This window comes from Vibrio sp. V12_P9A6T4, assembly GCF_963874835.1.
Classification (GTDB): domain Bacteria; phylum Pseudomonadota; class Gammaproteobacteria; order Enterobacterales; family Vibrionaceae; genus Vibrio; species Vibrio anguillarum.
The window spans coordinates 85786-99799 of sequence record NZ_CAWNJO010000071.1 but is presented as its reverse complement, the minus strand read 5'-3'; the positions used below and the strand labels follow the sequence as shown (position 1 = coordinate 99799).

The window sequence follows — 14014 nt, the reverse complement described above, 5'->3', positions numbered from 1 at the left end:
GGATTGATCATGGCAACCTTATCTCTACAAGAGCAAATGCTAAAAGCGGGTTTAGTTAACGCCAAAAAACTCAGCAAAGCGAAAAAGAGCTCTAAAAAATCGCGCGTGCAAGCACGTGAAGTGAAAGCGGCAGTAGAAGCGAATAAAGTCGAGCAGCAAGAGCGCGACAAGGCACTGAATAAACAGCAAAAAGAGCAGTTGTTGAGCAAAGAAATTCGCGCTCAGGTAAAACAACTGATTGAGATGAATAAGCTGGATCTAAAACACGGTGAAATCAAATACAACTTTGTTGATGGTAAGTTGGTGAAGTCACTTTATGTCGATTCACTGGTTCGTGATCAACTGAGTAAAGGAATTCTGGCTATCGCGCGTTATGAAGAGGGCTATGCTGTCATCCCGGGTGTGGTAGCGGATAAAATCTTCATGCGTGATGAAGAGAGCATTATCGAAAATAAAACCGCTGATGAATCTCTACCTGCTGAAGATGATCCGTACGCGGATTTCGTAGTCCCTGATGATTTGATGTGGTAATTCCTTCCGGCTCTCCTTCTCAACGGAGGAGGGCTCTCGTTCTCCCTTCCTACCTCTACTTTCCACTCTACAATAACGTTATCCGCGATAGTGGGTAGTGGTTCTTTTTCCGTTGAAGCTGTGGCTTGAGTCGAACTCAATACAATTGCCGCTATTAAGCCAAGTAGACGTATTAATAATAGAAGAGTGGCTGCAACACAAAGTATCATTGGCTGATTCTTAAAGAAGATAAATGATACTTTTTGTCGGATGTTGCATGGGTGATGCTGCTAGACTTGTTCATGAACTTATTCATAGGAGAAAACAATGAACTCGACGATTTTTAGCTCGGCCATCGTCACCACGACGTTAACCACCAGCTTATTATTTACAGGGATGGCAAACGCTCTGCAACTCAGTAGCCGTGATATCCAAGAAGGCCACCCGATGGCAAAAACCTTTGAATTTTCAGGCTGGGGTTGTGCTGGGGAGAATCTTTCGCCGCACTTAATTTGGACCGAAGCACCACAAGGAACCAAAAGTTTTGCTATTACGGTTTTTGATCCAGATGCTCCGACAGGAAGTGGCTTTTGGCATTGGATTGCGCTGGATATTCCAGCGACAGTGAGTGAGCTAGCACGTGGGGTTGAAGTCAAAAAGCTCGGTGCAATAGAAACACGTATCGATTATGGCAGCGTTGGTTTTGGTGGTGCTTGTCCGCCAGAAGGGCACGGAATGCACCGTTACCAGTTTACGGTATGGGCTCTCCCGACGGAAAAACTCAATTTGGCGGCCGATGTATCACCTGCGGTGGTTGGTTTTACCCTCAATAGTTTGGCGTTAGAAAAAGCGACGCTGACCGCAACCTATACACGCTAATTCATGGGGGAGTGATGAATCACCAATACCAAGTCACCACCTTTCGAGCCGCTCAGCAACAAAGGCTGAGAAATGTGAGGATTCACTCTCCAAGCTTGATTCAGATCCAATCTGGCAGTAAAAAACTGTTTCATAAGGAAGAGGCCATTAATCTATCGAGCACTTCGTTATTGTTGTGTGAGGCCTCAGCTTCGCTCAGTTTCGAAAATTTACCAGAACACGGTTACTTCTCTTCAAGGCTGTTCAGTTTCACCTACCGCCCTACCGAGGCGATGCTTGCGTTAAGCGCAAGTCATGATCGCCCAGTTATGTGGCCTGTGATTTCAACCAGCCCCTCACTGAAAAGTTCGCTCAATGCGCTCGCCTCGTTCGATCTTTCGTTAATCAGCCAAGAAACCCAAGCCTACCTACTGATGGTGTTATACCAACAATTGGCTGAGCAAGGTGCGCTGCATTGGCTCTTTGAGAGTAATTCTCTACCCTTTGAGCAGAAGCTGAGAAACTACCTCGCCCAGGCACCAGAAGAAGAACATCCACTTGAGCGGGTAGCAACGCACTTTGCCATGAGCCGCGCGACCTTAATTCGACGCTTAAAGCAACATGGCACCCGTTACCGTGAGGTTTTGGCTGAAGTGCGTGTGAATCACGCGCTGAACTTAATGCAAAGTGGCCAACGAAATATAGCGATATTGGCGCAGTGTTGCGGCTACCAATCGGAACAGCGATTTAATCAACGTTTTCGCAGTCAGTTTGGTTTAAGCCCCAAAGCGTATTTACAAACTCTTGGTATACGAGGTAAAGGTACGCCAGATAAAGAGACAAAAAAACAGCCCATTTTATCCAATGAGCTATTTTAAGATTGAGGGTAGATCAAAGCGGTTTAGACACTTCATCAACCAAATACAAAATGGATTGATATGGAATACCGCTGTGGTGTGATAGGCCAATTTCACAGGTACGGCTATTACTGAATCCGCGTTCGCAGTGAGCAGGGACTTGCTCTTTGAGCGGATGAACGGCCGCAGCATTCAGTTCTGGCGTGGTAAAGCCTTTATCGCCCGCCCAGCCGCAGCATTGAATATGCTCTGGCACAATCACTGTGCTGACGCAGGTTTGGGTCAATTTGAGCATGTCGGCTTCCAACCCCATTTTGCGCGCACTACAGGTGATATGCAGCATCACAGTTTCTTCTTTGGCTTTGATCGCTAAAGAATCCAGCAGATACTTATTGACAAAACCGACGGGTTCTAAGATCTCCAGTGGTTTAGTAAATTGTTCAATACTGCGTTTTGCACACGGGCTAGTGTCCATCAATACCGGATATCGCCCTTGTTGGCTAGCTTGCCATAACGCGGCTTCTAACTGCTGCGCTTTTGACTGTGCAAGCTCATTCATTCCCTTGCTGTCATAGGGCATACCACAACATTGGCTGTTGAGCTCGTTAGGTAGGATCACCTCATATCCTGCTTTGTTAAGCAGCGATAAGGTCACTTCGGTTAATGGCCGCTGATCGCCCGCGCTGTTTTGTTGGCCCATATTTCGGCTTGCACAAGAGGGTAGATAGACCACTTTTTTCTCACTGCGCGGCAGGTTTTCTACTGCAATGGCTAAGTTCTGATGATTGGCTTGTGGCAGTTGTGGATACCAAATAGGCGTTTTGCCTTTGCTGAGTTTACGCAAGCCGTTGGTTGCGCCGCCGACTAACTTCTCGCCCAGCCATTTGCTAGCCAATTGGTTGGCACTGAGGCCGATTTTAGCCACGGCTGTGGTGGCGGCAAAGTGATCCGCCGTCCATGTAGCAATGGGGATGAATTTTTGGTATTTCGCGGTGCGCAGCTTTTTCACTAAATCGCCAGTGTTGATGCCAACAGGGCAGCGCTCAGCGCATAAGCCAGTTGCGGCGCAGGTGTCTAATCCTTGGTATTCAAAGACTTTTTCAAGCTTAGAAGCTTCTACCGTTTCACCTTGCGCGCGTCGACGTTGTAGCTCGCGGTACAAGACGATTCGTTGACGGGGCGAGAGCGATAGTGTGCGAGATGGACAAACAGGTTCGCAAAACCCGCATTCGATGCAGCGATCGACCAAGGCATCAGCTGCTGGCATTGGCTTTAGGTTAGCTAAGTGGGAACGCGGATCATCGTTGATTATAACGCCGGGGTTGAGCAAGCCTTGTGGGTCAAACAGGGTTTTGATTTGTTGCATTAAGGCGTAACCGTCTTTGCCCCATTCCAATTCCACATACGGTGCCATGTTACGGCCCGTGCCGTGCTCGGCTTTGAGTGAACCCTGATATTTCACGGCCACCAGCTCGGCCACGTCATCCATAAATGCGCCGTAGCGGTCGATCTCGCTTTGGCTATCAAAGCCTTGTGTAAAGACAAAATGCAAGTTGCCTTCCAGAGCGTGGCCGAAGATGATGGCTTCGTGATAATGGTAGTGATCAAACAGAGCCTGCAAGTCGCGCACACCATTGGCAAGGCTTTCTACCGGAAACGCCACATCTTCAATGATGACGGTTGTCCCCACTTCGCGCACCGCGCCGACGGCAGGGAACATCCCTTTGCGAATGCCCCATAAGGTTGCCACCGTCTTGGCATCGGAGGTGAATGGTACGGATTCGATGATCTGGTAATCGCTTAGTGCTGCCATCACGGCGCTGCATTGCGAATGAAGGGCCGCGTGATCGCTGGCGTGAGACTCAATTAGCAGCGCAGCGGCTTCTAGATCCAATTGCGCAATAAATGCGGGCATGCCGGCTTTGTCAGCGACAGAGCGCATCGCGCGTCCATCCATCATTTCGACTGCCGCAACTGGGGTTTTGGACAGGGTCGTAACCGCTTGGCTAGCCTGCTCAATATCAGCAAAGACAAGCAGCGCCGAGGCTTTGTGCGCGTGCTCAATGACGGTGTTGTAGGTGATGTCGGCAATAAAACCGAGTGTGCCTTCCGACCCAATCATCAAATGTTCAATAATTTCAATCGGATCAGAGTAATCAACGAGAGCATTTAGGGCGTAGCCAGTGGTGTTTTTTAGGCGATATTTGTGGTGAATAAGCTTTGATAGTGTGTGATTTTGCGCCGTTTGTGCATGAAGTTGAGCAATACCTTCAATCAATTCGGGTTTAGCGATTTTGAATGCAGCGATGCTTTCTGGGTTTGCGGTGTCGAGCACGGAACCGTCTGCGAAGACGATCTTCATACTATCGACAGTGCGGTAAGAATTTTGCGCGGTGCCGCAGCACATACCACTGGCGTTATTGGCGGCGATTCCACCAATTTTGCAGGTGTTAATTGAGGCTGGATCTGGGCCGATTTTGCGTTGAAAAGGGGCAAGGTATTTGTTGGCATCGGCTCCGATGACCCCCGGTTGTAGGGTGATTTTTTTGCCCTCATCGTGAATGCGATGGCCTCGCCAGTCATCGGTTAAGGCGATCAAAACCGAATCAGAAACTGCCTGACCAGATAAACTGGTGCCAGCGGCGCGAAACGTGCAATGAACGCCAAGCTCGCGGCAGCTTTTAATGGCAAAAATGACCTCATCAAGGCTTTGTAAGCGCAGCACAATTTTCGGCACCAAGCGATAGAAACTGGCATCAGTGCCATAAGCAAGGCGTTTTGCCTGCTGCGTGATGATGCGCTCAGGGTCGATGCGTGTAGCGAGTTGCGTTTCCAGTTGACGATAGGTGGCGTCTGAAAGAGTGCTGGCCATCATTGTTTCCCATTTTAAATTGAGGTTGTGGATAGGTTAACGTGCGGCTACCGTTGGTTTGTCATCATGAGATTAAAGTTTGACTAACGAGTCTCGTGACAAATCGGCAATGGTTTTCGCTCCGGTTAAGGTCATGGCAACGCGCATCTCTTTTTCATACAAGTCGAGCAAGTTCTCAACGCCGCTTTGACCTTGCGCCGCCAATGCATAAACAAACGAGCGACCCAGCAGCGTACAGTCCGCGCCCAGTGCCAGCATGCGTACCACATCAAGCCCAGTGCGAATCCCCGAATCGACCAGAATTTTCAGGTCGCCCTTCACCGCATCAGCAATCGCAGGTAAGGCTTTGGCGGTTGACAATACCCCATCAAGCTGGCGACCACCGTGGTTGGATACGATAATGCCATCAGCGCCAAATCGCACCGCATCTTTGGCATCTTCTGTATCTAGAATACCTTTAATGATCATCGGGCCGTCCCAAAAGTCGCGGATCCACTCTAAATCTTTCCATGAAATGGAAGGATCAAAATTCTCACCAAGCCAACCAATGTAGTCTTCCAATTTAGTCGGCGTGCCACGGTAGGCAGAAATATTGCCTAAATCGTGTGGCTTGCCGAGCAAGCCAACATCCCACGCCCAGCTTGGGTGTTTCATCGCTTGAAACACTCGGCGCATCGCCGCATTAGGGCCGCTCATGCCAGAATGCATATCGCGGTAACGCGCGCCGGGAACGGGCATATCCACGGTAAACACGAGGTTTTTTACCCCCGCGGCTTTGGCGCGCTCCAACACGTTTTTCATAAAACCGCGATCTTTAAGCACGTAGAGTTGAAACCAAATCGGCCGAGCCAGCGCCGCTGATACTTCTTCGATCGGGCAAACCGATACGGTGGACAGTGTAAAAGGAATGCCTTTATTTTCAGCCGCGCGCGCCGCTTGCACTTCGCCGCGCCGTGCGTACATACCAGTTAAACCAACAGGGGCAAGGGCAATCGGCATTGCAAGCTGTTCGCCAAACAGTTGTGTTTCTAAACTGAGCTCTGACATGTCATTAAGCACGCGTTGGCGCAGTGCGATGTCAGCTAAATCCGCGGTATTGCGTGTGAGCGTGTGCTCACCGTATGAGCCACCATCAATATAATGAAACAGAAAAGGAGGCAATTTCGCTTTCGCGGCAGCGCGATAGTCGGTGGAGGCTGAAATAATCATAGATTGAATCCTAATTTGTACAGAGCCGCCGCCTAGCGAGCTCTGCATTTATTACACAAGATTAATGGTTATAAAAACCAAGTTGATACCAAATCACATCACCAAACTTAGGGTTGCTGGGTCATTAGTACGTCGGTCATATTAAAGCCGTAAATCACCACTAAACCGATAAGGCCAGTCATCACAAGGTAGTAGAAAGTCGGAATAATGGTTTTGCGCAGCGTGGCTCCTTCACGGCCCAATAAACCGACCGTTGCTGATGCCGCGACGACGTTGTGAATCGCAATCATATTGCCCGCCGCTGCGCCAACAGCTTGTAGCGCAATGATCATCACACTGGAAATAGAAAGTGTTTGCGCCACTTCAAACTGGAATTGACTGAACATCATGTTCGACACCGTATTTGAGCCTGCGATGAACGCCCCAAGTGCGCCAACGGTGGCACTTAATGCAGGGAAGGCATCACCGACTAAACCCGCCGCAAAATTGGCGGTAGTGACAGGCATGCTCGCAAGCTCTGCGCCATTGACGCCAGAGTTAATAAAAATACGCACCATAGGGATAGTGAATACCAACACAAAGCCCGCGCCGATCAGCGTTTTGCTTGATTCACCGAATGCTTTGATGAGCGGTGTCGCACTGCGTGACTGCAATATTACTGCCAGTAACGCGACAAAAACCAAGATGCCACCGGGAAGATAAAGCGGTTGAATGGCCGTGCTGATGCCTGTTTCAGCCAGAATGTTGTTAAAGGATAGGCTCACTCCAGCCAGCAGTGACTTAAATTCGCTGCTCACACGGCTTGCCACAAGGATAACCGCGAGCAGAACATAGGGAGTCCAAGCCAATGCAAGGCCCATCGGTTTAGCCTTGATCTCTTCAATATCAATTTTTAATGAGCCTAACCACTCTGCGGGCCACGATTTCTCTTTTGGAAAATCCCATTGTGATTTGGGTACTAAAAAGCCTTTTTTCGCGGCCGTGACAACCAGTGCCAAGCTGATCAAGCCACCGATTAATGAGGGAAATTCTGGGCCAAGAAAGACGCCCGTTAGCGCGTAAGGCACAGTAAAAGCCAAGCCAGAGAAAATCGCAAAAGGCAAAATATCTAACCCTTCGGTCCAGCTTTTGTTTTTACCGAAAAAGCGCGTCAACATCATCGCCATTAATACTGGCATCAATGTACCGACTATCGCATGGGTGATGGCGACACTGGCGGTGATTTGCTGTAAATACACATCCCAACTTGAACCGTTGCTGATCAGCGTTTCGGTGATGTTGTGCGTATCTAACCCCTTGTTCACCCCAACAATAATGGGCGTACCCACTGCGCCGAAAGAGACAGGAGTGGATTGGATCATCATCCCCATCAATACGGCAGCCAAAGCGGGAAAGCCAATCGCAACCAGCAACGGAGCCGCGATAGCCGCCGGTGTACCAAAACCAGAAGCGCCTTCAATAAAAGAGCCAAAACACCACGCAATGATAATGGCTTGCACACGGCGATCAGCCGAAACATCCGTAAAACCGTTACGAATGGTGGTGATAGCACCAGTGTGTTTTAAGGTGTTGAGTAGGAAGATTGCGCCAAACACAATCCAGAGCACGGAAATCGTGATACCGAACCCTTGCAAAACAGAAGCGAGCACGCGGTTTGCCGATATATCCCAAAAGGTGAGGGCGATGGCCACAGTTAATGCAAAGGCCACGGGCATCGCCTTTTTCGCAGGCCAGTTGAGCCCGACTAAAAGAATCGCTGCCACCACAATGGGGGAGAAGGCCACTAGTGCCAGTAAGGTTTCGTTCATTGGATACTTCCTCGTAAAGTGTGCTCTTCGTACTAGCTCTAAATAGTAGGATAGTTGAGGAGCAGACATCCTGTAGGGGCTACAGACCTTTCGGCCACGTCGGGTAGCTAAATTATTATATTTGTGATGTTTTTGTTAATTCGGGGTGAATTTACTCCTTTATTTTTTATGGATATAGGGAAATAATGAAAATAATTAATTCCAAAATTGACATAATAAGATGCGAGCAGACGACCTAATATTGTTTTCACAAGTGATGGAACTGGGAAGTTTTAGTAAAGTAGCAGAACAGAATAGCCTTACAAATTCAGTAGTTAGTAAAAGAATGGCGCGTTTAGAAGAAGAGTTAGGCGTGCAGCTATTATATCGAACTACGCGTAAATTAACCCTGACTGAAGCGGGCAAGGCACTGTTACAGGGTGCGAAAAATGTGAAGCTTGCCACTCAAGAAGCCGTCGATGCGGTGGCTGGGTTTGGTGAAAATGTCAGCGGCCACATCAAAATGTCGGTACCCACTATATCAGGCGATCTAATATTGGCCGACGCGGTTGCGGAATTTTGCAATTTACACCCCGGCTTAACGGTGGACATGTCGCTTGATAACCGTTTTGTTGATTTAGTAGAAGGAGGTTTTGACCTAGTGATCCGCACTGGTTACTTGGAAGATTCAAGCCTAATTGCGCGGCATATTTTAGACTCACAGTGGGTTGTGTGCGCTTCTCCCTCTTATATTGCGAAAAATGGAAAACCGTTAAAACCGGAAGATTTAGTCAACCACAACTGCTTTCAATATGCCTACCAAACCACAGGCGCGAGCGAGTGGGAATTTAAAGGTCGCAAAGGAAACTACATTGTCACAGTCTCGGGCTGCTTTTCTACGGATAATGCCACGGCACTGAGAAAAGCAGCTTTAGGCGGCCACGGCATTGCTTATGTACCGCGCTGTTTGGTTTATCATGATTTTCGTAACGGCCAGCTAGTGGATATTTTCCCGGAACAAGTGGGCAAAAAATTGGGTATATATGCCGTGTATCCCTTTACTCGCCAACCCCCGAATAAAGTCCGCTTGCTGATAGAGCACATCCGCGCCCGCTATTTGACTATTTCACACTATTTTTGAGTGTGACTTATGTAAAGCATGCCTTCGGTCTGTATACCGTTCTGTTCCTCCCTTTTTAGGGGGAGGTTCACCCCGCCCTAACCCTCCACTTGAAGGGGAGGGAATTAGTTTCGTGATCGTTGGGAGTGTGCCATTTATTATGATTGGTATGGTTTACTGAAACACTTTTGTCCCTTTATCAGCCAGAGTAAATACTCATTCACAACTTGTTAATAAGCTTTTTCCTACATATAAAACTCGCTGTAGTGCAATCATTGAATTATCATCTAACACAGTTATATCACTATTTTTTATAAGGTTAGATAAATGGCTAGTTTAGACGTGGCAAAGCGCATCGCCCATCATGGAGGTATCAATACTGAGGTACGACATAGAGCGAAAAAGCGTAACATGTCTTTAGAGAACAGTATTACCAATTACGATTTACTTCAGTTAAGTCCGTTGTTTAAAGAGGAGATTGGATATTCAAAAGGTTATGAGGGTGGGAAACTAATTGTGTCACTGGCCGATTTTGACTTTACTGACACACATGCACATTTCCTTATAAATGTAGTACATAAAAACAACGCGACGACTGTAATTAGAGACACTAGTGATAGAAGTCGTAACGAAGTTAAGCCAAAAAACAAAAATCAAGGTTACGAAACTTCATGTCATTTAGTAATTGATTTCAATCGTACACGAGCAGGATATTTACCATTTTACTACGATGTTGTTCCAAAGCTGACTATCGGTAAAATTGAGTCGTTCTTCAATGCTCTACTACTTCAAGTCTCGAACAGTAACCTTGATATGTATACTGTCGATAAGAATGGGCGTGTTGCCACAGATTCAACAACAGGTGCTGACAAGAATAAGTTTAAAACTCGTTTTAATATGACATTAACCAGTGACGAAGAGCTGTTGAACAAAGTAAAAGACAGTACACTTTCTAAGATTCACCTTATTAGCTATCAAACTCAATTGTTTAATAATGTAGATAGAGGAGAGGTCATTATCCCTAAAAAGTACATTATGGAAATTGAGTCTTCCCCTGCGTCTTCAGACAATTTGGCTTGGATTAGGAAAATTGCCAAGACTGATTTGGGGCGAAATTTCGATCAAATCAAATTTAATTACCCTACAGAAACGGGTCCACGCACAGCAGTTATGGACCTTAATGACGTAGCTATCAGTGGGTTTGAAAGCGCGCTCACTAAAAAATCACTTTTGGAAGGCTTCCGCTCTAGTCTAAAAGACTCTTATGATGACTTACAAAGTGATATTATTGATAAGTTGGTATCACTAGGAGGTTAAAATAATGTTCTTAGAACAACTGACTAGACCTTTTGTTTACCTAAGAATTAAAGGTATGGAAGGGAAAAATCGATATGATTGGCACATACCAATCGTGTTTACGTTATTGACTTTGGCTTTAGCATATTTATCGAGTACTGAACTAAAGATAGTTAATACAGTCTTACTCGACCCAATTACATCTTTTACCGCAAACCTGCCCGGCTTTTATATTGCAGCGTTGGCAGCAATTGCAGCATTTCAAAACCCGATGCTGTCTTCGGATATGGTAAGTGCAGGCCCTAAGACTCCTTATATACTCACACCTTACCTTGATGAAAATTATCAGAAAAAAGTTAAGGAACAGTCATTAAAACGTAGAACATACCTTACACATATGTTTGCATTTTTAACCGCAGAGAGTTTTGTTTTAGTTATTTTGAACAAACTTTCCGTGTTTTTTGAATCGAATCTTTCCTTGGCCATTTATGCGACGATTTTTCTAGTCATATTCTGGCAACTGGTCGTAACCACTTTCTGTGGACTTTATTACTTAGGTGAGAGACTTCACGATTAGCTTGGATGAAACTAAGCATGGCTCCTCATGGAGCCCTTGATCTGTACCATCAATACTGGACATCAAGTTAAGTGACTTTCCATACTTTAGTTGTTTGTTAATTGCTAATTTAGGGATCGCGCTGGCTTCTTTTGTCCAATTATATGCCTTAGAGTGGAAGCTGATACCGTTCTGTTCCTCCCCCTTTAAGGGGGAGGTTAGGAGGGGGTGCTGCCAGCAACCAAGAAACACTCCACCCTAACCCTCCCCAATTAGTTTCGTGTTTGTAGGAGTTGTACTAATTGTGGAAAAGGAGGCATTTTAGGGCTGAAAGGTTTATGGGGCTTGTTTTGAATTATGCGGTTTTAAAATGTCAGCCAGCACGGAAAATAGTTTGGGTACTGGCTGAGTTTTCGTGGTTAAACGATTTTAGGTTGGCCGTCGGAAGCGGTAGCGCCACCATCGACGGGTAAATTGACACCATTAATAAACGATGCATCGTCGCTGGCTAAAAAGGCCACTGCGGCGGCAATTTCGCTCGGTTCTGCGGCGCGTCCTAGTGCTATGCGCTCGTTAAATTTATCTCTAATCTCTTGCGACCAACCATTGGTCATATTGGTTTTAACTAAGCTTGGGCACACGGCGTTAATTCGCACGCCAGCGGCACCGTGGTCTAACGCCATGGCGCGAGTGAGGTTGACTACCGCGCCTTTGCTGGCGCAGTAAAATGCGGCACCCCAGTCACCACCTAAGCCAGAGACTGAAGCGGTGTTGACTATGGTCCCCTGCGTTTTTAGCAGTTCAGGTAAGGCAAATTTAGAGCAATACACGACGCCATCAATATTCACCGCTGATATTTTCTTCCAATCTTCAACGCTGCTTTCTAAGACGGAGCCGGGGATGTGGATGCCCGCATTGTTGACTAAAATGTCGAGCTTACCGAAGCGTGATACGGCGTTATCGATCATAGCTTTTACTTTTTTAGGATCGGAGACGTCAATCACTTGCGCCGCGACGCGTGTTGAGTCAAAAGCTTCGATGGCGGTGGCGAGCTGCTCTTCATTCCAGTCGGCCAGTACTACATTGGCCCCTTCATCATATAAACGCTGTGCTATCGCAAAGCCGATGCCGTTGGCGGCACCCGTGACTAAAGCGACTTTATGGGTTAAACCATTCATATTGTTTCTCCTTCTACATGCTCAAAAATAGGGTCTCGATTGTCTTGTGTTCTGGGTAGCATCAACTTGTAGTTGTCACTGTAATCAACGGGGATCGCAATGACAGCAGGTCCTTGAGTTTCCATGGCTTGATGCAGCATAGGCATCAGCTGATGACGTTCGGTCACGGCAAAGCCTTGCGCGCCAAATGATTCGGCATAAGCTTTAAAGTCTATCGGGCCAAATCTGACACCAGAAGGGCGTTGATATTTTGTCATCTCTTGTATCTCGACCATGTTGTAGGCGTTATCGACCCAGATGATATGTACAATGTTGCATTTTAGGCGGACGGCCGTTTCTAATTCCATGCTTGATTGCATGAAGCCGCCATCACCAGAAACAGAGACCACTTTGGTACTGGGTTTGAGCAGATTAGCGCCAATAGCCCAAGGTAGGGCAACGCCCATGGTTTGCTGACCATTTGAGATCAGCATTTGACGGGCGCGAAAACAGCTTAAATAGCGCGCAATCCAGATATGGAAGCTGCCCATATCCAGACACAAGGTGGTGTCTGGGGTAATAATGGATTGCATCGCTTTGATTAAGGTTAATGGATGAAACCCATGCTGAGATTGACGAGTAGGGTAGGATTTTATTATCTGCCGCTGTTGTGCCACTTCCTCTAAAATCGATAAGGCTTTGGGAGAGAGGCGTGCGAAATTGGTGACACAATCGATCATATCATCCAGTGATTGAACGATATTGCCGACAATTTCCACACAAGGTTGGTAGTTGAGCTGATACTCTGCTGGTTCAATGTCTAAGTGGATGATTGGGGACTGTTTTGCGTTCCAAAGCTCTGGGTCGTACTCGATGGGGTTAAAACCAATAGTGATAATCAGGTCAGCATCTTGCAGCAATACATCTCCGGGCTGATTGTTAAATAAACCTACGCGGCCAGCGAAATGGTGATAATAGTTAATATCAACTGCCCCAGCGGCTTGATATGTTCCGACTACAGGCAGTTGAGTGGTGCGCAAAAAACGGCTGATGGCTTGAGCATTTTCAGCGCGACTGGCGTGTAAGCCGAGTAAAACGACGCAGCGCTGTGACCGCTCGATTCGGGTAATGGCTTCTTCGATCGCTTCTGGGCTGGCTTGGCTTGAATGAACATTACGTGATGGAACAATAATATCGGTGAGAGTGTGGTCGGATAACACATCTTGGGGAATGCTAACGAAACACGCCCCCGGCCGGCCTGATTCTGCTGTGCGAAAGGCATTGGCCATCACTTCGCTGGCGGCATCAACATGTTGAATTTCTGCACTGGATTTTGTGATAGAGCGGAAAATACTGACGGTATCCATACTCTGGTGCGTTTGCTTTTGTTGATCTGCTCGTTTGACCGCGCCGCCGATAGCGACCAGTGGGTCACCTTCTGAATTGGCTGTGGCAACCCCTGAAACCAAGTTGCCACAGCCCGGGCCTGAGGTCACCATGGTGACTCCGGCTTTGCCGGTTAAACGGCCGATGACACCGGCCATAAAGGCCGCATTGGCTTCGTGACGCACTGGGATCATTTGAATATTGGTGTCTTCAATGGCGTCAAATAACCGATCAATTTTGGCCCCCGGAATGCCAAAAATATAGCGGACACCCAAAGATTCCAGCTGTTGAGCGATTAATTGAGCGCCATTTCTAGTGGTAGGTTTTGTATTCATTTTTATACCCTTATTGTTGACTGACGTTGACACTTCTTGGCGAAGTGGTGGTGCTATCTGGCGGCTTTTTT

Annotated in this window: 11 protein-coding genes; 6 read left to right on the top strand and 5 right to left on the bottom strand. The window is 47.2% G+C overall.

Annotated elements, in window-relative coordinates:
- Positions 1-9: 9 nt before the first annotated feature.
- The 3 genes from AACQ42_RS12055 to AACQ42_RS12045 all read left to right on the top strand — a co-directional run bounded on the left by AACQ42_RS12055 (position 10) and on the right by AACQ42_RS12045 (position 2246).
- Entirely contained in the window at positions 10-531 is a 522-nt protein-coding gene (locus tag AACQ42_RS12055) for a DUF2058 domain-containing protein (RefSeq protein ID WP_010320225.1), read from the top strand.
- Positions 532-837: 306 nt separating this feature from the next.
- A complete protein-coding gene (locus tag AACQ42_RS12050) occupies positions 838-1389 on the top strand; it encodes a YbhB/YbcL family Raf kinase inhibitor-like protein (RefSeq protein ID WP_094165333.1) in 552 nt (183 codons plus the stop codon).
- Positions 1390-1403: 14 nt separating this feature from the next.
- Positions 1404-2246: a helix-turn-helix transcriptional regulator gene (locus AACQ42_RS12045; protein WP_232473135.1), complete on the top strand. Its 843-nt coding sequence runs from the start codon at positions 1404-1406 to the stop codon at positions 2244-2246.
- 13 nt (positions 2247-2259) lie between these two features.
- Here AACQ42_RS12045 and AACQ42_RS12040 read toward each other — a convergent pair whose 3' ends face one another.
- From AACQ42_RS12040 to AACQ42_RS12030, 3 genes are all read right to left on the bottom strand, one after another.
- Positions 2260-5100, bottom strand: coding sequence for an FAD-binding and (Fe-S)-binding domain-containing protein (locus tag AACQ42_RS12040; protein ID WP_441351191.1), 2841 nt, complete (start codon positions 5098-5100; stop codon positions 2260-2262).
- Between the two features lie 69 nt (positions 5101-5169).
- On the bottom strand, positions 5170-6306 hold the full coding sequence (gene lldD / locus AACQ42_RS12035; protein WP_026027779.1) for an FMN-dependent L-lactate dehydrogenase LldD: 1137 nt from the start codon (positions 6304-6306) through the stop codon (positions 5170-5172).
- A gap of 107 nt (positions 6307-6413) precedes the next feature.
- Positions 6414-8114 (bottom strand): L-lactate permease, encoded by a 1701-nt coding sequence (locus AACQ42_RS12030; RefSeq protein WP_176429646.1) that lies wholly within the window; start codon positions 8112-8114, stop codon positions 6414-6416.
- A 220-nt stretch (positions 8115-8334) separates the two neighbouring features.
- On the opposite strand from AACQ42_RS12030, the gene AACQ42_RS12025 reads away from it, so the two are divergent.
- The 3 genes from AACQ42_RS12025 to AACQ42_RS12015 all read left to right on the top strand — a co-directional run bounded on the left by AACQ42_RS12025 (position 8335) and on the right by AACQ42_RS12015 (position 11086).
- A complete protein-coding gene (locus AACQ42_RS12025; RefSeq protein ID WP_013868134.1) occupies positions 8335-9234 on the top strand; it encodes a LysR family transcriptional regulator in 900 nt (299 codons plus the stop codon).
- Positions 9235-9540: 306 nt separating this feature from the next.
- Positions 9541-10530 (top strand): hypothetical protein, encoded by a 990-nt coding sequence (locus AACQ42_RS12020; RefSeq protein WP_094165327.1) that lies wholly within the window; start codon positions 9541-9543, stop codon positions 10528-10530.
- Between the two features lie 4 nt (positions 10531-10534).
- Positions 10535-11086: a hypothetical protein gene (locus AACQ42_RS12015; RefSeq protein WP_094165325.1), complete on the top strand. Its 552-nt coding sequence runs from the start codon at positions 10535-10537 to the stop codon at positions 11084-11086.
- Positions 11087-11484: 398 nt separating this feature from the next.
- On the opposite strand, the gene AACQ42_RS12010 is transcribed toward AACQ42_RS12015, so the two are convergent.
- Both AACQ42_RS12010 and alsS read right to left on the bottom strand, forming a co-directional pair.
- Positions 11485-12243, bottom strand: coding sequence for an SDR family NAD(P)-dependent oxidoreductase (locus tag AACQ42_RS12010; RefSeq protein WP_013868131.1), 759 nt, complete (start codon positions 12241-12243; stop codon positions 11485-11487).
- Positions 12240-13943, bottom strand: a complete 1704-nt coding sequence (gene alsS, locus AACQ42_RS12005) for an acetolactate synthase AlsS (protein ID WP_094165323.1) — start codon at positions 13941-13943, stop codon at positions 12240-12242. Before alsS ends, AACQ42_RS12010 begins: the two co-directional genes overlap by 4 nt.
- Positions 13944-14014: the final 71 nt, after the last annotated feature.

What these genes read in the sequence shown, in the direction of transcription:
- AACQ42_RS12055 (WP_010320225.1), top strand. Translation starts at nt 10, where the DNA reads ATGGCAACCTTATCTCTACAAGAGCAAATGCTAAAAGCGGGTTTAGTT.
- AACQ42_RS12050 (WP_094165333.1), top strand. Translation starts at nt 838, where the DNA reads ATGAACTCGACGATTTTTAGCTCGGCCATCGTCACCACGACGTTAACC.
- AACQ42_RS12045 (WP_232473135.1), top strand. Translation starts at nt 1,404, where the DNA reads ATGAATCACCAATACCAAGTCACCACCTTTCGAGCCGCTCAGCAACAA.
- AACQ42_RS12040 (WP_441351191.1), bottom strand. Translation starts at nt 5,100, where the DNA reads ATGATGGCCAGCACTCTTTCAGACGCCACCTATCGTCAACTGGAAACG.
- lldD (WP_026027779.1), bottom strand. Translation starts at nt 6,306, where the DNA reads ATGATTATTTCAGCCTCCACCGACTATCGCGCTGCCGCGAAAGCGAAA.
- AACQ42_RS12030 (WP_176429646.1), bottom strand. Translation starts at nt 8,114, where the DNA reads ATGAACGAAACCTTACTGGCACTAGTGGCCTTCTCCCCCATTGTGGTG.
- AACQ42_RS12025 (WP_013868134.1), top strand. Translation starts at nt 8,335, where the DNA reads ATGCGAGCAGACGACCTAATATTGTTTTCACAAGTGATGGAACTGGGA.
- AACQ42_RS12020 (WP_094165327.1), top strand. Translation starts at nt 9,541, where the DNA reads ATGGCTAGTTTAGACGTGGCAAAGCGCATCGCCCATCATGGAGGTATC.
- AACQ42_RS12015 (WP_094165325.1), top strand. Translation starts at nt 10,535, where the DNA reads ATGTTCTTAGAACAACTGACTAGACCTTTTGTTTACCTAAGAATTAAA.
- AACQ42_RS12010 (WP_013868131.1), bottom strand. Translation starts at nt 12,243, where the DNA reads ATGAATGGTTTAACCCATAAAGTCGCTTTAGTCACGGGTGCCGCCAAC.
- alsS (WP_094165323.1), bottom strand. Translation starts at nt 13,943, where the DNA reads ATGAATACAAAACCTACCACTAGAAATGGCGCTCAATTAATCGCTCAA.